19 protein-coding genes and 2 tRNA genes are annotated in these 18,669 nt (G+C 38.7%); 7 read left to right on the top strand and 14 right to left on the bottom strand.

The features are described from left to right. Position 1: 1 nt before the first annotated feature. Entirely contained in the window at positions 2-481 is a 480-nt protein-coding gene (rnhA, locus tag L2672_RS07710) for a ribonuclease HI (protein ID WP_248995247.1), read from the bottom strand. A 72-nt stretch (positions 482-553) separates the two neighbouring features. On the opposite strand from rnhA, the gene dnaQ reads away from it, so the two are divergent. The 5 genes from dnaQ (at position 554) to L2672_RS07685 (ending at position 4,390) form a co-directional block, all read left to right on the top strand. Beyond that, positions 554-1,282 (top strand): DNA polymerase III subunit epsilon, encoded by a 729-nt coding sequence (gene dnaQ / locus L2672_RS07705; protein ID WP_248995246.1) that lies wholly within the window; start codon positions 554-556, stop codon positions 1,280-1,282. Between the two features lie 8 nt (positions 1,283-1,290). Then, the gene (locus L2672_RS07700; protein WP_248995245.1) at positions 1,291-2,649 is read left to right on the top strand and encodes a TIGR03503 family protein; all 1,359 of its coding nucleotides are present in this window, start codon (positions 1,291-1,293) and stop codon (positions 2,647-2,649) included. 113 nt (positions 2,650-2,762) lie between these two features. Beyond that, positions 2,763-2,839: transfer RNA gene (locus L2672_RS07695), tRNA-Asp, on the top strand. A 50-nt stretch (positions 2,840-2,889) separates the two neighbouring features. Beyond that, positions 2,890-2,966, top strand: a tRNA-Asp gene (locus L2672_RS07690). 230 nt (positions 2,967-3,196) lie between these two features. Next, positions 3,197-4,390 carry an amino acid aminotransferase gene (locus L2672_RS07685; RefSeq protein WP_248995244.1) on the top strand — a complete coding sequence of 398 codons (1,194 nt, stop codon included), beginning with the start codon at positions 3,197-3,199 and terminating at the stop codon, positions 4,388-4,390. A gap of 70 nt (positions 4,391-4,460) precedes the next feature. On the opposite strand, the gene yvcK is transcribed toward L2672_RS07685, so the two are convergent. Next, on the bottom strand, positions 4,461-5,366 hold the full coding sequence (gene yvcK / locus L2672_RS07680) for a uridine diphosphate-N-acetylglucosamine-binding protein YvcK (protein ID WP_248995243.1): 906 nt from the start codon (positions 5,364-5,366) through the stop codon (positions 4,461-4,463). 149 nt (positions 5,367-5,515) lie between these two features. Between yvcK and L2672_RS07675 the strand changes: the two genes are divergently transcribed. Next, a complete protein-coding gene (locus L2672_RS07675; RefSeq protein WP_248995242.1) occupies positions 5,516-6,157 on the top strand; it encodes a DUF2987 domain-containing protein in 642 nt (213 codons plus the stop codon). 78 nt (positions 6,158-6,235) lie between these two features. Here L2672_RS07675 and ttcA read toward each other — a convergent pair whose 3' ends face one another. The 11 genes from ttcA to ccoN all read right to left on the bottom strand — a co-directional run bounded on the left by ttcA (position 6,236) and on the right by ccoN (position 16,262). Further along, positions 6,236-7,180: a tRNA 2-thiocytidine(32) synthetase TtcA gene (gene ttcA, locus L2672_RS07670; RefSeq protein WP_248995241.1), complete on the bottom strand. Its 945-nt coding sequence runs from the start codon at positions 7,178-7,180 to the stop codon at positions 6,236-6,238. Positions 7,181-7,270: 90 nt separating this feature from the next. After that, positions 7,271-8,200, bottom strand: coding sequence for a universal stress protein UspE (gene uspE / locus L2672_RS07665; RefSeq protein WP_248995240.1), 930 nt, complete (start codon positions 8,198-8,200; stop codon positions 7,271-7,273). A gap of 110 nt (positions 8,201-8,310) precedes the next feature. Continuing rightward, on the bottom strand, positions 8,311-9,060 hold the full coding sequence (gene etrA / locus L2672_RS07660; protein ID WP_248995239.1) for an electron transport transcriptional regulator EtrA: 750 nt from the start codon (positions 9,058-9,060) through the stop codon (positions 8,311-8,313). 58 nt (positions 9,061-9,118) lie between these two features. Further along, entirely contained in the window at positions 9,119-9,805 is a 687-nt protein-coding gene (locus L2672_RS07655; protein ID WP_248995238.1) for a sulfite exporter TauE/SafE family protein, read from the bottom strand. Then, positions 9,802-10,044: a cbb3-type cytochrome oxidase assembly protein CcoS gene (ccoS, locus tag L2672_RS07650; protein ID WP_248995237.1), complete on the bottom strand. Its 243-nt coding sequence runs from the start codon at positions 10,042-10,044 to the stop codon at positions 9,802-9,804. Before ccoS ends, L2672_RS07655 begins: the two co-directional genes overlap by 4 nt. After that, positions 10,041-12,446 carry a heavy metal translocating P-type ATPase gene (locus L2672_RS07645; RefSeq protein ID WP_248995358.1) on the bottom strand — a complete coding sequence of 802 codons (2,406 nt, stop codon included), beginning with the start codon at positions 12,444-12,446 and terminating at the stop codon, positions 10,041-10,043. Before L2672_RS07645 ends, ccoS begins: the two co-directional genes overlap by 4 nt. A 9-nt stretch (positions 12,447-12,455) precedes the next feature. Then, positions 12,456-12,935, bottom strand: coding sequence for a FixH family protein (locus L2672_RS07640; protein ID WP_248995236.1), 480 nt, complete (start codon positions 12,933-12,935; stop codon positions 12,456-12,458). Between the two features lie 118 nt (positions 12,936-13,053). Then, positions 13,054-14,010 (bottom strand): cytochrome-c oxidase, cbb3-type subunit III, encoded by a 957-nt coding sequence (gene ccoP / locus L2672_RS07635; protein ID WP_248995357.1) that lies wholly within the window; start codon positions 14,008-14,010, stop codon positions 13,054-13,056. 5 nt (positions 14,011-14,015) lie between these two features. Further along, a complete protein-coding gene (locus tag L2672_RS07630; protein ID WP_248995235.1) occupies positions 14,016-14,192 on the bottom strand; it encodes a cbb3-type cytochrome oxidase subunit 3 in 177 nt (58 codons plus the stop codon). Between the two features lie 9 nt (positions 14,193-14,201). After that, complete coding sequence (gene ccoO, locus L2672_RS07625; protein ID WP_248995234.1) at positions 14,202-14,816, bottom strand: cytochrome-c oxidase, cbb3-type subunit II; 615 nt, start codon at positions 14,814-14,816, stop codon at positions 14,202-14,204. 12 nt (positions 14,817-14,828) lie between these two features. Beyond that, complete coding sequence (gene ccoN / locus L2672_RS07620) at positions 14,829-16,262, bottom strand: cytochrome-c oxidase, cbb3-type subunit I (RefSeq protein WP_248995233.1); 1,434 nt, start codon at positions 16,260-16,262, stop codon at positions 14,829-14,831. 269 nt (positions 16,263-16,531) lie between these two features. Between ccoN and L2672_RS07615 the strand changes: the two genes are divergently transcribed. After that, positions 16,532-16,981 carry a hypothetical protein gene (locus L2672_RS07615; protein WP_248995232.1) on the top strand — a complete coding sequence of 150 codons (450 nt, stop codon included), beginning with the start codon at positions 16,532-16,534 and terminating at the stop codon, positions 16,979-16,981. A 31-nt stretch (positions 16,982-17,012) separates the two neighbouring features. Here the strand turns inward: L2672_RS07615 and L2672_RS07610 are convergent, their stop codons facing one another. Beyond that, entirely contained in the window at positions 17,013-18,581 is a 1,569-nt protein-coding gene (locus L2672_RS07610) for a DUF3369 domain-containing protein (protein WP_248995231.1), read from the bottom strand. Between the last annotated feature and the right edge of the window lie 88 nt (positions 18,582-18,669).

Below are 18,669 nucleotides of genomic sequence, written 5' to 3'. Positions count from 1 at the left end.
GCTATTTTACCGCCTGAATATAATGTTTATCTTCGTTTAAGTTTTTACCCATAGCCGCGTTTTTGGCCAATACATCACATCGTTCATTTTCAATATGACCAGAATGTCCTTTTACCCAGCGCCAATCAATTTGATGTTGCTGACTTGCACTGTCTAACCGTTTCCATAAATCAATATTTTTAACAGGCTCATTGGTTGATGTTTTCCAATTCTTTTTCTTCCAACCGCTAATCCACTTGGTAATGCCTTGGCGCATATATTGGCTATCACTGATTAATATAATATTACAAGGTTCATATAAAGCTTCTAAAGCGACAATGGGGGCTAAAAGCTCCATTCTATTATTGGTGGTTAACGTAAACCCTGCCGACAGTTCTTTAGTTTGCTTTTTATACTTCATCACGACACCGTAGCCGCCAGGGCCAGGATTACCAAGACAAGAACCATCAGTAAAAATATGAAGTTGTTTGAGTTGAGCCATTGAGTTGTTACACTTGCTTATAGAGTAAAACGAATCACCCAATTATACGCTTAACTAAGACTGAAAACCTAAATGAATATAGTATCTTCTGCTTCTAGACAAATTATTCTTGATACCGAAACAACCGGTATGAATCAAGCTGGCGGCCCCGTTTATATTGGCCATAGAATTATTGAAATTGGCTGTGTTGAAGTCATCAATCGCCGTTTAACTGGGCGTACGTATCACCAATATATCAATCCTGGTCAAGCTATTGATGAAGAAGCAATTGCAGTTCATGGTATTACCAATGAACAAGTCGCAAATGAACCGAGGTTTCATCAAATAGCGCAAGAATTTATTGATTTTATTGATGGTGCTGAAATTGTCGCTCATAACGCGAGCTTCGACGTCAGCTTTATGGATCATGAGTTTGCTAAGTTAAACCCTGTCGGCCCTAAAACCGCAGATATTTGTCAAATTCTAGACAGTTTAGATATTGCTAAGCGTTTACACCCCGGACAAAAAAACAACCTTGATGCTTTATGCCGACGCTATGGAATAGACAATAGCCGTCGAACATATCATGGCGCGTTATTGGATGCCGAGATTCTAGCTGATGTTTATTTGATTATGACCGGTGGTCAAATCAAATTTAATTTATCCAGTGAAAAGCCAGGGCAGGAAGCCGGCGGAATAAAAAGAATTGATACAAATGCGTTTAATCTTAAAGTGATCTCAGCATCTGCCGATGAACTATTATCACATGAACAAAGACTTGAATTGGTTGCGAAATCAGGAAAATGTCTCTGGCGAGGTTAATCACATAAATGAACTTATCAGTGAATCATAAATTAATGATGCTATTAATCGTGTTTTGGTTCACGCCATTACACTGTTTTGCAACTGATGAGGTTTCATCGGATAAAACTATTTTCGAAAAGTATATTCCTGCGCCTTATGCAATGGAACTCAAGAATCGATTCCGAATAGACCATAAAGTTGATCAAGTTACCTTAATTGTCCAACGTGGCTATGGCTCATCTCCCGTAGTCGTTGTACTTCCTGACGGCAGCAAGTGGTATTCATCCAGACACCCATCTTCAGTAAAGTGGGTTGACGGAATCACCGGTGATATTATTTCAATTGTTAATCCCACTCCTGGACCATGGCAACTATTGGGCGATGTTTTACCCGGTTCAAAAATAGAAAAAGTGTCAGAAATTGACATTGAGGTAGAGCCTTTGCCGCAACCTCTGTTTCAAGGTGAACAGCTTAAAGTGGTCGCCAAATTAACGGCAGACGATCTCACTATGCGAATGCCTGGTTTGGAATTTATGGTGGAGTGGACATCAAAATTCACCAGCCAACATCTACCAGGCGACGATAACTTCGCCACTGGAACAATTATTGTTGGGGCTTATAAAGACAATGGTGAAGGGTTAGACGAACAACCTGACGATGGTATTTTCACTGGGAGTAAAAATTTAGATCAACCAACAGGCCACTATACGTTAAGTGTTACCGCAAGAAACAATATATTTGAACGTGAATTTACCATGCCGTTCAAACTATCAAAACAACCAGTATTAGTTGAAATGATGCCGCCTGCTGAAGACGATATAGAACAAGTTTGGCATCTAAAAATCAATGTAGATGAAGGGCAGGTATTGTTATCTCAAACTCATGTACAGTTAGAATTGACAGGCCCTGCAGGTTTACAGATTCCGGTTGTGTTAACAGAAATTACTTCACCTGAATATTTATTACCTTTACCGACGGTGTCTGAATACGGAAGCTATCGAGTTAAAGGCTCTGTTGCTTCAACGACTATTCGAGGCCGTGAAATTCTATTAAATGTCCCAGAAATGTTTTTTAATCTGATTGAGCCTCCACAACCGCCACCGAGTGAAGAAGAAATGGCAGCCAGAGCCGCAAAGATAGCGGCAATGGAAGAAGAGGTGGCCAAGCAAGATGCAATATTTTGGATTATTACCATTAATAGCATTTTATTTGTGTTAGGAATTATCGGCTTGATTATTTGGCGTAAAAAACAAGCTTTAGCGAAAGCATTGGCTGCAGCAGAGCTTCGTATACAGCAAGAAGAACAGAATTCTGGTAAGAAAAGTAGTGATGAAAGCCTTGATTTAGATGACATTGATCTGACTTTACCGGATGATAAATCTTAACCAATTTGTTTAACCTGTCATCAAATTGGCTGTTTTTTGTGTGATTGAATTGAATTTTATAAAAAACAGTTGACGATATAAAAAGACAACTTTATTATTCATCGCACTTGAGTGGAGCGGTAGTTCAGTTGGTTAGAATACCGGCCTGTCACGCCGGGGGTCGCGGGTTCGAGTCCCGTCCGCTCCGCCAATCAAGTACCCAATTTATAATAATGAGTGACATCGTTATTAGCAAAATTTGGAGCGGTAGTTCAGTTGGTTAGAATACCGGCCTGTCACGCCGGGGGTCGCGGGTTCGAGTCCCGTCCGCTCCGCCAAATAAATCAAGCCTCATCATTTGATGAGGCTTTTTTTATGTCTTAAAATAGCATTAGCATGAATCTGTTTATCTGATTGAATAATCCTTAGATTTTTATCCTTATATTGTACAATTCATAATTATTTCCGCTTTTTATCCCAACAATCAAAATTGTTACTACTAACCATTCCACGGCAATGGTATAAATGTCTTAAACCACTGTATCGTTCATTATTTAGGAATGTAGTAATGATTTTTTCTCAAGTAAAACAAGCTCCAGCAGACCCTATTTTAGGATTAACTGACGCATTCAAAGCAGACACTCGTGCCCACAAAGTTAACCTAGGCGTTGGTATTTATAAAGATGAAGCAGGGCAGACGCCGGTATTGTCGTCGGTAAAAAAAGCCGAAGCAAAATTACTAGAGATCGAGAAAAGCAAAAACTATCTAGGTATTGAAGGAGTACAAGCTTATAACCAAGTGGTGCAAACTTTATTATTTGGTGAAAACAGTGACATTGTTAAGCAACAAAGAGCAGTAACGGCTCAAGCGCCAGGAGGCACTGGTTCTCTTCGTGTTGCGGCTGAGTTTTTAATGTCTAACACAAACTCTAAAACCATTTGGGTCAGTAATCCTACTTGGGCTAATCATCAAAACATTTTTGAAACAGCAGGATTAACAGTAAAACAGTATCAATATTATGTTGCAGAAACCCATGATATGGATTTTGACGCAATGATTACTGACCTTAATCAAGCTGAAGAAGGTGATATCGTGTTATTACACGGCTGTTGCCATAATCCAACCGGTATTGATTTAAATATTGAGCAATGGAAAACCGTGGCGCAATTATGTTTGGACAAGTCTTTATTACCACTATTTGATTTTGCATACCAAGGTTTTGGTGCTGGAATTGAAGAAGATGCTCAAGGCCTAAGAGCGGTTGCAGACATTGTACCTGAATTAATTGTTGCTAATTCATTTTCAAAAAACTTCGGTCTGTATAATGAGCGTATCGGTGCGGTAACTTTAGTTGCTGAAGATGCTCAATCAGCATTAACCAGTTTTAGTCAGGTTAAAAAAACCATTCGTTCAAGCTATTCAAATCCGCCTGCTCACGGTGGTTTAATCGTCAGCACGATTTTGGCTGATGCTGAGCTTCGTGCTGAGTGGGAAGGCGAATTAACTGAAATGAGACAACGTATTGCGCAGATGCGTACTTTATTTGTCGAAACACTTAAATCAGAAGGTGTAGAGCAAGACTTCAGCTTTATCTCGCGTCAAAATGGTATGTTTAGTTTCTCTGGACTGACAAAAGAGCAAGTTAACCGCTTACGTGATGAGTTTGCTATTTATATTGTCGGTTCTGGCCGCATTAGTGTTGCAGGCTTAACTAAAGACAATGTGCCTGTGGTATGTAAAGCTATTGCTCAAGTTTTGTAATGCTTGTTTGGCCATTAACGCTAGATAATCATTGACATAAAAAGGCTGCATTTGCAGCCTTTTTTATAAGTTAATTTTCACGTGTTACCTGACAGATAGCATCACCCAAAGCAATTTTATCGTGCAGTCCTCGATGGTGTGAACTTACTAAATCGAAATGATGGATGTGTATTGAGTTAAGCTCTGAACCATCATCAATTCCTGTTTGCCTTATGACATCTGTAACCACATTCTGGCCTAACACTTGATGAATCCAATTAATTTTAGCGGATAAATTGAAACGACTCCCGGCTGAATTATCACTAGTTAAATTATCGATAAAAATAACTTTTGCAGAAGATGGCTTAATTTTGTTTGCCAGCTCGGGGATCAGTAGTGGCGGTAAAATACTGGTTAAAAAGCTCCCAGGACTTACAATAATTAAATCTGCTTGCTCTATTGCATGAATTGCTTCAGTGGTTGCGGTTACAGCCGGTTCTAAGTGCAATGCAACAGGGGCTTCATGCATATCATCAACATTAAGCTCACCGATGACTTTATTACCTTCAATGGTCAATGCGCATAAATGGGTTGACGCTTCCGACATAGGAATAATTCTAGTATTAATTTTGAGCATGTTTCGAACTAAATTAACCGCATCTAATGGTCTAACACAAAGTTGGTCTAACGCATGAAGTACCAAATTACCTAAGTTGTGACCATTAAGCTCGTTGTCGCCAGTGAATCGATGGTCAAATACTGAAGTAGCTAGAGAAGGTCTAGTGGCTAAATGTGATAAACAATTGCGTAAATCTCCCCACGCAATAGTGGTTTGATCTTGCCTAATCCGTCCAGTCGAACCACCATTATCGGTTGTCGCGACAATACCGGTTAATCTTTCGCCTAAAAAAGACAGTGAAGCTAATACTCGACCTAATCCATGGCCGCCACCAATTGCGACAATATTTTCATATGAAGCTAGACGTTGATTTAACATAAATTGTTAGCTCTTTCCGTGAGAGTAAAACACATAAATTGTGATAATATAATGAGCCTGATTGTAATACACCAAGATGATATTTAGACCAAATACTTTAGTATTATCGCAAAATTTTTTTACCTGATTCCATTTAACAGGAAATTTGTATGTTGTTTGAACGTTTACCCTTAGTGACTGTCATTTTGTGCGCATTTATCAGTAGTCATACTTATGCAGAAACCGTTTCTCTTGAGTATGCTGGATTTTATAATCCTTTAAAAAGGGTTAATAAAAATAATTATCCTAATGTTGAGTTGGTTTTTTCTGTACCACAATCTGAAGACTGCACAATCATATCTGGAAACATTACCACTGAAAACGAAACTTTCCCGCTAACTTATAACCAACAACAAAGAATCTATATGCCATTTGATGCCGATTTAAAATCAAATCGTGGCTTGGTTAATATTGAAGTAGCAGGTGATGCGAGTCAGTGTGGTATTGCTATGCAAGTCAGAGCCAGAGCATTGCAGCAAGATTATACTCAACAACAATTATCATTACTTTTAAATGACATGAATGGCTTGTTAGATACGTTGCAAGGCTTTCCGATGAAATATTTCCGTAAACCACTATCGGGATTGAGTTTTCATTTTGACTCTAAACAGAATGAAGCGGTAATGGTTAATATTGATGGCCAACAACAAACCATTGAAAACAATTTCACTTTATCGGAACAAAAAATTGAGCAATTAACTGAATTATCATTTTCTATTCAGCCTCAAATAGTGAGCCCATGGGTAGAGTAGTGTAATACTCAAAAATAAAAAAGCCTTAATATACTGAATGTAAATTAAGGCTTTTTTATATAAGTGCTTTTAAGCTTGTTATGGCTTAAACGTGGCGACAACATCTATTCGTTTGGCGGCATCAAGGTCAATATGGCCATTATTACTGATGTCTAAAAAATCAAATGCGGGCAAGTTTGATTCTGCTACATCACCTTTTAACGGTGCGTCCGGGTTGCGCTGCAAATTAACAAAATCAAAATGCTCTCTATCAACACCTTGTGAAGGAGCGGTATTTTGCATTGCAGTAAAAATAGTTTCTAATCTACCCGGGTGGATTTTATCCCACATTTTAAGCATCTCTTTTAACTCTGCTCGTTTAAGGTTTTCTTGCGATCCACATAAATTACACGGAATAATAGGAAACTGTTTAAGCTGCGCATATTCTTCAATGTCTTTTTCACGACTATACGCCAATGGACGAATGACCATATTAGCGCCGTCATCAGATAAAAGTTTGGGCGGCATAGCTTTCATTTTGCCGCCATAAAACATATTCAAAAATAATGTTTCAATAATATCGTCACGATGATGGCCTAAAGCAATTTTAGTTGCACCTATACGTTGCGCAAAACCGTACAGGGTTCCACGACGTAAGCGTGAACATAATGAACAGGTGGTTTTACCTTCAGGAATTTTATCTTTAACGATAGAGTAGGTGTCTTTTTCGAGGATATGATAGGCAATGCCTAAGGTATCAAGGTATGCCGGTAAAATATGTTCTGGAAAGCCTGGTTGCTTTTGATCAAGATTCACCGCAACGATATCGAACTTAATAGGGGCTCGTTGTTGTAAGTTAATTAAGATATCAAGCATTGCATAGCTGTCTTTGCCGCCAGATAAGCAACACATGACCAAGTCGCCATCTTCAATCATATTGTAATCTGCAATAGCACTGCCCACTTCACGGCGTAAACGCTTTTGAAGTTTATTCATGCGAGTGATATTTTTTTTAACTTGGTCTTGCTGTGTTTGTTCTGACATAAAAATGCGCCCAGTAACCTTACGTTTCAGGGCGCGTATTATTCCAGCATTCGGTGACAGGGTAAAGCCTAAGACGGTAAATAAACGGGCTTATTCTGCTAAGGGTGATTTAAACCCATCAGGTTTTAATGCAAGAAGGTCACAACTTAAACTATCAATGACATGTTCCGCAGTATTACCAATTAATGCTGCTGAAAACCCTGTTCTGCCTACCGTACCTAAAATGACTAATTCAGCATCGAGTGATGTCGCTAAATCAGGGATAACATCTTCAGGTAAGCCTTCTTGTACATGGCAATTGTTAAGTGGAATATCATAAGTTTCGGCCAGATATTGAACTCTTTGTTCATGCTGCATTCTTAAATTGTCATTGTAGGCATTGGCATCGAAATCAGGTAATTCAATCGCCAAATTTACCGGTGTACCTGGGTAACCATTGACTAAATGTATTTCGGCGGAAAAATTTTCTGCAAGGCCTTTAGCATGTTGAATGATTTTACCATTTAAATTCTGCTGGTTTTCGTCTTCAGCAGCAACATTAACCGCACAGAGTATTTTACCCTTAACCGGCCAATCGTGTTCTTTAACTAATAATACTGGCATAGGGGCTTTACGCATTAAATGCCAATCAGTTGGAGTGAAAATGACCGCTTTTAATTTGTCGTGGTTATGAGTGCTTTTTACGATAAGGTCGCAGTGTTCAGATATCGCATAATTTATGACAGATTCGAAGGGTCTATTATGCCAAATAACTTCAATATTGATGGTGAGACCTGAATGGTTAGTTTGCTGAATTAAATTTTTAAGCCATTCAGTGCGTTGGTCTATCACGCCTTGACGCATGGCTTCTCTTTCATGTGAAGATAAAATGGATGTCATTTCATATGAAAAATCAAAAATTGACAAGAATGCAGTAATTTCAGCATTATTTTTTGCTGCTAAATCAATGGCTCTATCGAGCGCCGCTTGGTGGTCTGTAGTCGGGTTAATGACAACCAATATTTTGTTATATTCCTTCATAAATCCTCCAAAATTTGTATTTTTAATTAATCATTTGGCTATTCATAGTATGGTATTTAATTGACGGAAAGAACTTGAAGTTGCTCAAGAGTTAGACATAAAACAGCAAATTAAGTCGCAATTCTTGCATGACCGGCCAATACACCCAAAGCGTCATGATCAACAATTGAAATATACTTTCCGTTAACCTCGATTAAGTTAGATTTTTGAAAACGTCCTAAAAGTCGACTAATAGTTTCTACCGTTAAGCCTAAATAATTACCAATGTCACCACGGGTCATGGTTAGTCTGAATTCTTTTGGAGAAAATCCGCGATCACCGAAACGGTTAGCAAGATTGAAAATAAATGCTGCTAATCTTTCTTCTGCGTTTTTCTTCGAAAGTAGCAAGATCATCTCTTGATCACTCATGATTTCATTACTCATCAAACGCATTATTTGCTGACGTAATTTAGGCATTGTGCCTGAAAGTTCATCTAGTGTTTCGTAAGGGATTTCACATACCATTGATGTTTCAAGGGCTTGAGCAAAGCTTTGATGCATTTGAGAGTGAATACCGTCAAAACCGATAACGTCACCTGCAAGATGAAATCCGGTAATTTGTTCGTCACCTTGTTCGGTAATCGTGTAACTTTTTATAGTACCTGAACGAATGGCGTATAACGCACGAAGGCTGTCGCCCGACTTAAAAATTTGGTCACCTTTTTGAACAGGCTTTTTTCGCTCAATAATATTATCGAGCTTATCTAGCTCTGTATTATCCAGTGTGAAAGGGATACACAGTGCTCCCATGCTACAGTCATGGCAATGGATTGCACATCCACCGGTATTTGGACGACGAATTTTTAAATCGTTTGGCATATTAAATCCTAAATCATAAATACACTAACATGGTAAACCAAATCGATTTATCCAGCTACTAAAGTTGATTAAAAGCAACGAAGATCGTATGTAAACCAAAGCATATCAATAACAATCCACTGAATAATTTAACGGCTTTATGCTGAACCCAATTCGCTAATGTCTTTGCCGCTAGGCCCGCTGTGACAAGAGCCGGAAGCGTTCCAGCACCAAAAGCGAGCATAATTAAACCACCTTGAATTGCACTTCCAGACGCTACTGACCAAGTGAGTGTACTGTACACTAAACCACAGGGAAGCCATCCCCATATTAACCCGGCAATGACAGCTTGGCTTGGATGTTTAATCGGTAAAACCTTTTTTGATAACGGTTGTAATATCAACCAAATCCCTTTACCCAGTTTTTCAATATAGACGATTCCGAACCATAACTGGGCTATATATAAGCCCGTTAATATCATCATAAAACCGGCAAAAAAACGTAAATATAAAATATAGTCATCAATTAAAAATAACTTGCCAAGCGCAGCACTACTGGCCCCAACAATACAACCCGCAAGGGTATAACTGGTGATCCGACCAAAGTTATAACTTAATAAAAATTTAAGTTGATTAGCTAATTGGTTTCCGGGTTGATTAGGTAAATTAGTTGAGAAAGCCCCAATTAAGCCGCCACACATACCAAAACAATGTGCGGCCCCCATTAAACCCACTAAAAAAGCACCTAATATATCAAACTGAATCACTTGATTGACTCAGTTGAGGGGGGGAATGAGTTGATGGTGTCTGCCTTTTTATGCTCTGTAGGGAGGGGAGTTTTATTGGTTGAATTAGTAGCCGGTTGAGTATCTTCATCAAATAAAATAGACACACTTTGTCTGTCTAAATCGTCGAATTGCTCTGTTTTTACCGCCCAGAAAAATATAGCCACAGCAATTAATACAAAAAGCATAGCAATGGGAATTAACACGTAAATAATGCTCATATTTTTAACCTAAGTAGTCTCAAACTGTTGCTGACGACTATGATTGAACTTAAAGACATACCAATTGCGGCAATGTAAGGTACGACATAACCTGTCACGGCAAGTGGTAGAATAATGACATTATAACCAAATGCCCAAGCTAAATTTTGTTTAATAATACGATTTGTTTGTTTTGCAACCACTATCGCATCATTAAAACGGGATAAATGATCACCCAATAAAATGAGATCTGCACTATTTTTAGCAATAGCACTGCCACTCCCCATTGCGATAGAGATATTAGCACCCGCTAAAACAGGGGCGTCGTTTATCCCATCGCCAAACATAGCGACATAATGATTCTGCTGTAAGTTATTAATTAAGTTGAGTTTTGATTGAGGAGTCATTCCGCTGTGAACATTATCAATATTAAGCTGTTGGGCTAAATAGCTCACATGAGATGAGTTATCTCCTGTTGCCATACTCACATTAATTGAGCGAGATTTTAGCGCATTAATGGCCTGCAAACTGTCTGTACGAATCTCATCAATTAATTCAAAGCTAGCCACTAATTCATCATTTAGAGACAAATATATTTGCTGATTTTTTCCCTGCGTAGGTGCGTTGTACTTGGTCTGTTCTGATTGAATAGCAAACTCTAACGAGCCTAATTTAACGGATTGACCTTCAAAAACACCCGCTACACCTTGACCAACATAGTGATGAATATCGACAATATTTATTTCTGAATTAAAAAATGGAACAAAAACTTGCGCAATCGGGTGTAAAGAACCTTGTTCTAAATTCGCCGCAAGAGTTAATGCCAACTCGGTTTTAATGTTTTGGTGTAATTGAATTTCACCTAACGACAACTTACCACAGGTTAGGGTGCCTGTTTTGTCAAAAACAACATGGTCAATTTGTGGTAGTTTTTCAAATACACCGGATTTACGAGTGATAATACCTAAACGGGTAAAAATAGCTGTTGCGCAAGTTACTGCTGTAGGTGTTGCCAACGCGAGAGCACAAGGGCAGGTGGCAACAAGCACAGACAGGGTTACCCAAAAGGCATCGTCCGGAGAAATCTGTAGCCAAACAACATAAGTGATAAGAGCAATAGTTAAAATAGTTGCTGAGAAATATCGTGCTAATCTGTCAGCAACTAAAGCAATTTGTGGTTTGTTATTTGATGCAAACTCTTGTAATCTAATGATTTCAGCGACTAATTGATCTTGACCCAATGCCGTCACACGTACTTGTAAAGGTTGCTCAATATTAATGGTACCCGCAAACACTTTTTGGCATTGTTGTTTGGCCACGGGCATTTGTTCACCCGTTAGCATTGACTCATTAATGCTGGAGATTCCGTCAATAATAACGCCGTCAGCGGCAATGATGTCACCGGGACGAACTAAAATTACATCGTCAACTTTTAACTTTTTTGCTGCAACTTCAGTGGCTTTCCCATCAAGAATTAGATGAGCTGTGACAGGCACCAATTTATGTAAGTTACTAGAGCTAACAGACGCTTTTTGTTTAGCCTGTTGTTCAAAATAGCGGCCTAACAATAAGAAGAATGTGAACATGGTGACTGATTCAAAATAAACTTCACCGGTTTCATTTACTGTGGCAATACAACTAGCAATATAAGCACCTGCAATGGCGATAGACACAGACAAGTCCATGTTTAATTTGCCAGAGAGTAAACTTCTTATGGCACTAAAATAAAATGGCTGAGCAGAATAAAACACCACTGGGGCAGCAAAAATCATACTGACCCAACGGAAGTAATCTCGTAGTTCAACATCTAAATCAGTGAAATAACCAGAATATAAGGCGAGGGCGAACATCATAACTTGCATGGTCGCAAAACCGGCCAAACCTAAACGCAGTAAAAATTTACGGCTTTCAGCTTTGCTGTGTTTTTCTTGATCGTCGACTTGATAAGGTGCAGCCTGATATCCAATATCACTTATCTGTTTAAGAATTTTACTCAGCTCAATTTCACTGCTCGCCCATGTGACCACCGCGCGCTGTGTCGTAGAGTTCACCGCGATCTGTTTTACACCGGCTAAGGCTTTTACTTTATGTTCAATTAGCCAAGCACATGCCGCACACGTTATGCCGTCAATGGACAACGAAATAGAGTCTAATTCACCTTCACGATGAACCAAATCTTGTTGTACTTCCGGTAGGTCATAGGCACTAAATTGATTCAGTTCGTTAGGTACAAGCGCTGTTTGCTTATTGCCTGGCTCACTTCTAAAACGATAATAATTTGATAAACCAGAATCAATAATGGCTTGTGATACAGCTTGACAGCCGGGACAGCACATCGGTTCAGCGTTACCTTCAATTACTGTGGTAAATTTATCTGCTGTCAGTACTGGCTCATTACAATGAAAACAAGATGTCATCGTTATTGCTCTATATTAATTAAGCCAATACTCAACATCATCTGTGATATCAATTCGCTGTTGAATTCGCCATTGGCTATCAAATCCTTCAATACGAATCTCCCATGGGCCTTTCATAGTTTCAGTGAGAGGAATTCGATAAACACCAGAACCGTCTGCAGTGACCTTCAACTCAATATCGTGTTCTTCTATGGTTCTATGATATAAATGAATATTCAATGCAGCGGTATAAGCTGGGCCGCCGTGTTGGGTAATTTCAACAGTATTATCATCAATAACAGCTAAATATTGCATACCTATTTGTTTAGCGTAATTTACTTTCTGCAAATCCATATTAATGGCTTTGCCTTCTTTGTAATAATCTTCAGCAACTAGCGAGTCAGAATTATTTAATGCGGTAAATAATAAATTAAAACTGGCGATAACAGCACAAAGCGGTAAAAGAATTAAAAACCAAGGCCAAAACTGCTTATACCAGGGTTGAATATCCGACATGTAAACTTCCTAAAATGTATTTATTTTTTATGGGGTCATTTTACAGGGTAAAAGCTTAATAATCACTTAAAAAAAAGGCCTCGCTTTAAACGAGGCCTTTAGTGTTAATTTTATGTAACTATTTGTTTGATAAGCTATAAACGTAAGCAGTGATTACGTGAACTTTTTCTTCACCTAATATGTCTTTCCACGCTGGCATAACACCAGAGCGACCATATTGAATAGATTCAATAATTGCGCCACGACTACCACCATATACCCATGCGTCATCGGTTAAATTTGGTGCGCCCATAAACTTGTTACCTGTGCCGTCCATACCGTGACAAGCAAAACAGCCTTTCATAAATGAGCCTTGGCCTTGTGCTGCCAAAGCAGCATCATGTTCACCACCAGATAATTTAACTACATACTCAGCTAAGCCTTCTAGTTCGCTGTCTTCAATAGGTAAACCACCTTTAGGCGGCATCATTCCGTTACGACCATTCATCAATGTTGTTTTGATATCAGCCAGCTCACCACCATATAACCAAGCACCGTCGGTGAGGTTAGGGAAGCCTTTTGAACCACGAGCATCAGAGCCATGACATTGAGCACAGTTTTGTAAGAATAAACGACCACCGACTTTTAATGCTTCTTCATTTTTAACTAACTCCTCTAAAGGCGTTGCTAAATAAGCATCAAAAATTGGACCGTACTGTTCTTCTGCATGTGCGACTTCGCGGTCATACTGCGATAAACGATTTTCAGCTTTTGCCGCTTCAACGGCTGCTTTTGACTCTTCAATAGAGCGTACGCTTTGGTTTGAACTTGTCCAACCAAATAGGCCTTTGTAATTACCTAGACCTGGGTACATCACTAAATAAACAATGCCAAAAACAATGGTAATGTAGAACATATAAGACCACCACTTTGGGAGTGGGTTATTAAGTTCTTCAATACCATCGAAGCTGTGCCCCATCGATTCACCTTCATCAATGCCTGTATTGTTTTTAGACATTTTGTAAAGGATGAAAGCACAACCAGCAATAACGATAATCGTTAATACTGAAATCCAAATACTCCAGAAGTTACTCATAATCATTACTTCTGTTCTCCTGAGTCTTGAGACGTAGTAGGTTTGTCATCATCTGCGAATATTAAGTTAGCTGCTTCATCAAATTTTGACTTGCTGTGCTTACTATATGCCCAGTAAAAAATACCTATAAACGTCACCATTACAATAATGGTTAAGATGCCTTGAAAAGTGCCATAATCCATCATTACCTCCTATTTGAGTGCGTGACCCAAAGATTGTAAGTAAGCGATTAATGCTTCCAATTCAGTTTTACCTTCAACCGCCTTTTGCGCACCAGCCAGTTCTTCTTCTGTATAGAGATTATGTTCTGGATGGAAGTTGCTTAAAATTTCCATTTTTTGACGGGTTAATTTGCCATCTAAGGTATTTTCCGCAAGCCATGGATAAGCAGGCATATTTGATTGAGGTACAACAGCGCGTGGGTCGATTAAATGCACTTCATGCCATTTATCACTATAGCGACCTCCAACACGAGCTAGGTCAGGACCAGTACGTTTTGAACCCCATTGGAATGGGTGATCCCATACTGATTCACCCGCTACAGAATAATGACCATAACGCTCAGTTTCTGCACGTAAAGGACGGATCATTTGGCTGTGACAGTTATAACAACCTTCACGAACATAAATATCACGCCCTTCAATTTGCAATGCATTGTAAGGCTTTAAACCTTCAACCGGCTCAGTAGTATCTTTCTGGAACAAAAGTGGGGTAATTTGCACTAAACCACCAAAACTAATGGCGATAACAGTGAAAATACCCAACAGACCGATGTTCTTTTCAATTAACTCATGACTAAATTTCATCGAATCTGCTCCTTATGCTTTTGCTTCAGCTAATGCTGGCAAGGTGTCTTTAGGTGCTTTAACAGTACGAATAACGTTGTATGCCATAATAAACATACCTGTTAAGAAGAACACACCACCGATAAAGCGAACAAAATAGAAAGGATATGAAGCTTCTAAACTTTCTACAAAGCTGTAGGTTAACGTACCGTCAGAGTTCACTGCACGCCACATAAGACCTTGCATAACACCAGAAATCCACATAGATACGATATATAGCACAGTACCAATAGTTGCTAACCAGAAATGAACGTTGACTAGGTTAGTGCTATACATACGTCCGTGACCGAATAACACAGGAATCAAATGGTATAAAGAACCAATAGACACCATAGCAACCCAACCTAATGCGCCAGAGTGAACATGGCCAACAGTCCAGTCAGTGTAATGGGATAGTGCATTTACGGTTTTAATTGCCATCATTGGGCCTTCAAAGGTAGACATACCATAGAAAGATAATGAAACAACAAGGAAACGTAATACAGGGTCTGTACGTAATTTATGCCATGCACCAGATAACGTCATAATACCGTTAATCATGCCACCCCAAGATGGAGCAAATAAGATTAACGACATCACCATACCTAAAGACTGAGTCCAGTCAGGTAAAGCCGTGTAATGTAAATGGTGAGGACCTGCCCAAATATATAACGCAATTAATGCCCAGAAATGAACAATAGATAAACGATAAGAATATACTGGACGACCCGCTTGCTTAGGAACGAAATAATACATCATGCCTAAGAAACCTGCGGTAAGTAAGAAGCCTACTGCATTATGGCCATACCACCATTGCACCATAGCATCTACAGCGCCGGAGTATATTGAATAAGACTTAGTTAGGCTTACAGGTACTGCCATTGAGTTAACAATGTGAAGTACTGCGACAGTGATAATGAATGCACCAAAGAACCAGTTAGCTACATAAATGTGCGAAGTTGTTCTTTTAATGATCGTACCAAAAAAGACTATCGCGTAACATACCCAAACAATGGTAATCGCGATATCAATTGGCCATTCTAATTCAGCATATTCTTTACCTGAGGTAATACCTAGTGGTAATGAAATTGCTGCCGAAAGGATGATTGCCTGCCAACCCCAAAAAGTAAATGCAGCGATTTTCGGTGCAAATAAACGAGTTTGACAAGTACGTTGTACAACATAATAGGATGTAGCGAAAAGAGCTGAAGTACCGAACGCGAAAATCACAGCATTGGTGTGTAATGGTCTTAGACGACTATACGTTAACCAAGGTGTTTCAAAGTTCAGTTGCGGCCAGATTAACTGAGCAGCAATCAATACACCAACTGCCATACCAACAATACCCCATAACACAGTGGTTAGGGCAAATTGGCGGACAACAGTGTAATTGTAATCAGCGCCTGTAGACTGGGAATGGTTCATCATAATGCTTCCACGGCTTATTACTTTTACTTATATTATTAGTAAAGTTAGAAACTCTACCTGTTTATATGACTTAAAATGACTTGACAGTTTTACTGGCAACTTTATCAATTTATGTCAATGTTTTACCTCTACAATTTGAGATTAATGTTGAGGCCGACTAATGATACTTGAGCTAGATCAAAAAAGAAACTGAACTGATGATTAGAAACTTGATCTAGATCAATGTACGAAAGATAATGTTATCGAAATGAATATTGAGGTTAAAAATTGTGCAGAAAAAGTGGTGTGTGGTAAATTTATTGATTTTGCTACTGTTATTAACAGCATGCGATAACCAACAAGCAGAATCTGATCTATTAACCATTCAAGATCCTTCTTTGTGTAATTTCCATGCATCACCTTGTAAGCAAAGTGTTGCAAATGTAACAGTGGAGCTTGATTTGGATGACCCCTTCGCAACAAGTGAAGAGAACATAAATATTACTATGAAATTTTCTCAAGACGTAGAAAATGTACAAATGACTGTTGCTGGAAGAGATATGTTTATGGGGGTGATTCCAGTAGCGCTAAAGCAGCAGGGCAGAACATTAACAGGGCAGTTGATATACGGGTCTTGTAGTAGTAATTATATGGTCTGGCGTGCAACAGTGACCTTCGATTATCAGGATGTTGCACGACAAGTTTGGTTTGATTTTTTGGCTGATTCAACACCTTCTTAAGCTGAAGATGTAAACTTTCAAAATGTAAATACTAAGCATCTAACCAATTGGTTTTAATTCTTTCGAAAACTTCAATGTTTTCAATGAAAAGCTTTAACAGTTTTGGGTCAAAGTGCGTTCCTGAACACTCTTTTAATGTTTCTAAGACTTTTTCTTTTGGCCAAGCTTCTTTATAACAACGCTTGTGTGTTAATGCATCGTAAACATCAGTTATCGCAACAATTCTAGCGAAAATATGAATATCTTCTCCAGCGGTACCTAACGGGTAGCCTGAGCCATCGTATTTTTCATGATGTTGCAAAGCAATAACGCCCGCAGCTTTAAGAATAGGGCGCTCAGAGTTAGCCATAATTTGATGGCCTATGACTGGATGTTGCTTCATGACATTCCATTCATTTTCGTCCAATTTACCTGGTTTGAGTAATACTGCATCAGGTGTAGCAATTTTACCAACATCATGCATAGGTGAAGCGCGCTTAATCAATTCTGCATCACTTTCTGGAAGACCAGCTAATATCGCAAGTTCATAACTGTATTCTGCAATGCGTTTTACATGGTTAGCCGCTTCCTTAGAACGGCTTTCAACCACATCACCAAGTCTTAAAATGAGCTCAGATTGTGTGTCTTCAACTTCTTGGTTTAAAAGTAAATTCTCAAATGCTACTCCCACATTAATAGCAAATATATCAATTAATTTTTTATCTAAATCTGAAATTTGATCTAAACCATCAATATAGAGGATATTTATCCACCGGCTAGTTTTAGTGGGAAAGTAGCCGATAAAACAATTGTTTTCGTACAAGCAACGTTTTTCGTCAATGGCTTTATTCAGTAAAAGAAGGATGTCGTTTGGTATTGATTTACCGTCACAATTTTCGAAGCGACCTGTACCAGCGAGTACTTCAATATCATCATTTTCAACCGTACCACTAATGGCATCAATCGCATTACAAGTTAATAGCAAGGTTTCATTATTTAAATTGAGCAAACAAGCAATTTGACTTAATAAACCATCGGCAAAACGATGCAATGTACGCAACTCAAATAAGCCAGAGGTTGCATCTAGTACTCGTTCTAAACCTTGTCTATGCAAAATTTGGGAAACTCTTGCTTGTTCAATTTCCATAATGTCGCGATAAGAGCGTAGGGTAGAGTAGACACTTGTCATCAGTTTTCTAGAATCTAATTCAGCTTTAGCCTTATAATCATTTATATCATAGTTAACAATGACATCTTCTTCAGGAGCTTGCCCTGGTTGACCTGTTCTTAAAATTATTCTTATAGTGCGATTGCTTAAATCTTCTCTAATCCATTTAATTAACTCTAAACCAGCATGTTCGCTCTCCATAACAACATCAATAAATGCGACAGCGATATCCGTTTCATTTTGCAGAATTTCTTTTGCTTCAGCACCGCTATAAGCATTCAAAAACTCTAGAGAACGCCCCTCTAATTTAAACCTAGATAATGCCAATTTTGTAACAGAGTGAATATCTGGTTCATCGTCTACAATTAACACTCTCCACGCAGGTAAAACCTTAGTATCATTGTTTTTTTTATCAGAAAAAAGTGGCTTCTTTTTAGCTTTGTCGAATAACATTGCTACCTCGCTCTAAGGCAATATACAGTACAAATAATCCTACATAGAATAAGTGTAGACCACTAAATGAAAAAACAACTCTATTCTA

The organism is Shewanella gaetbuli (assembly GCF_023284065.1).
In the GTDB taxonomy this organism is placed as follows: domain Bacteria; phylum Pseudomonadota; class Gammaproteobacteria; order Enterobacterales; family Shewanellaceae; genus Shewanella; species Shewanella gaetbuli.
The sequence above is the reverse complement of the archived record's forward strand: the minus strand, read 5'-3'. Positions and strand labels throughout refer to the sequence as shown.

What these genes read in the sequence shown, in the direction of transcription:
- rnhA (WP_248995247.1), bottom strand. Translation starts at nt 481, where the DNA reads ATGGCTCAACTCAAACAACTTCATATTTTTACTGATGGTTCTTGTCTT.
- dnaQ (WP_248995246.1), top strand. Translation starts at nt 554, where the DNA reads ATGAATATAGTATCTTCTGCTTCTAGACAAATTATTCTTGATACCGAA.
- L2672_RS07700 (WP_248995245.1), top strand. Translation starts at nt 1,291, where the DNA reads ATGAACTTATCAGTGAATCATAAATTAATGATGCTATTAATCGTGTTT.
- L2672_RS07685 (WP_248995244.1), top strand. Translation starts at nt 3,197, where the DNA reads ATGATTTTTTCTCAAGTAAAACAAGCTCCAGCAGACCCTATTTTAGGA.
- yvcK (WP_248995243.1), bottom strand. Translation starts at nt 5,366, where the DNA reads ATGTTAAATCAACGTCTAGCTTCATATGAAAATATTGTCGCAATTGGT.
- L2672_RS07675 (WP_248995242.1), top strand. Translation starts at nt 5,516, where the DNA reads ATGTTGTTTGAACGTTTACCCTTAGTGACTGTCATTTTGTGCGCATTT.
- ttcA (WP_248995241.1), bottom strand. Translation starts at nt 7,180, where the DNA reads ATGTCAGAACAAACACAGCAAGACCAAGTTAAAAAAAATATCACTCGC.
- uspE (WP_248995240.1), bottom strand. Translation starts at nt 8,200, where the DNA reads ATGAAGGAATATAACAAAATATTGGTTGTCATTAACCCGACTACAGAC.
- etrA (WP_248995239.1), bottom strand. Translation starts at nt 9,060, where the DNA reads ATGCCAAACGATTTAAAAATTCGTCGTCCAAATACCGGTGGATGTGCA.
- ccoS (WP_248995237.1), bottom strand. Translation starts at nt 10,044, where the DNA reads ATGAGCATTATTTACGTGTTAATTCCCATTGCTATGCTTTTTGTATTA.
- L2672_RS07640 (WP_248995236.1), bottom strand. Translation starts at nt 12,935, where the DNA reads ATGTCGGATATTCAACCCTGGTATAAGCAGTTTTGGCCTTGGTTTTTA.
- ccoP (WP_248995357.1), bottom strand. Translation starts at nt 14,010, where the DNA reads ATGAGTAACTTCTGGAGTATTTGGATTTCAGTATTAACGATTATCGTT.
- L2672_RS07630 (WP_248995235.1), bottom strand. Translation starts at nt 14,192, where the DNA reads ATGGATTATGGCACTTTTCAAGGCATCTTAACCATTATTGTAATGGTG.
- ccoO (WP_248995234.1), bottom strand. Translation starts at nt 14,816, where the DNA reads ATGAAATTTAGTCATGAGTTAATTGAAAAGAACATCGGTCTGTTGGGT.
- ccoN (WP_248995233.1), bottom strand. Translation starts at nt 16,262, where the DNA reads ATGATGAACCATTCCCAGTCTACAGGCGCTGATTACAATTACACTGTT.
- L2672_RS07610 (WP_248995231.1), bottom strand. Translation starts at nt 18,581, where the DNA reads ATGTTATTCGACAAAGCTAAAAAGAAGCCACTTTTTTCTGATAAAAAA.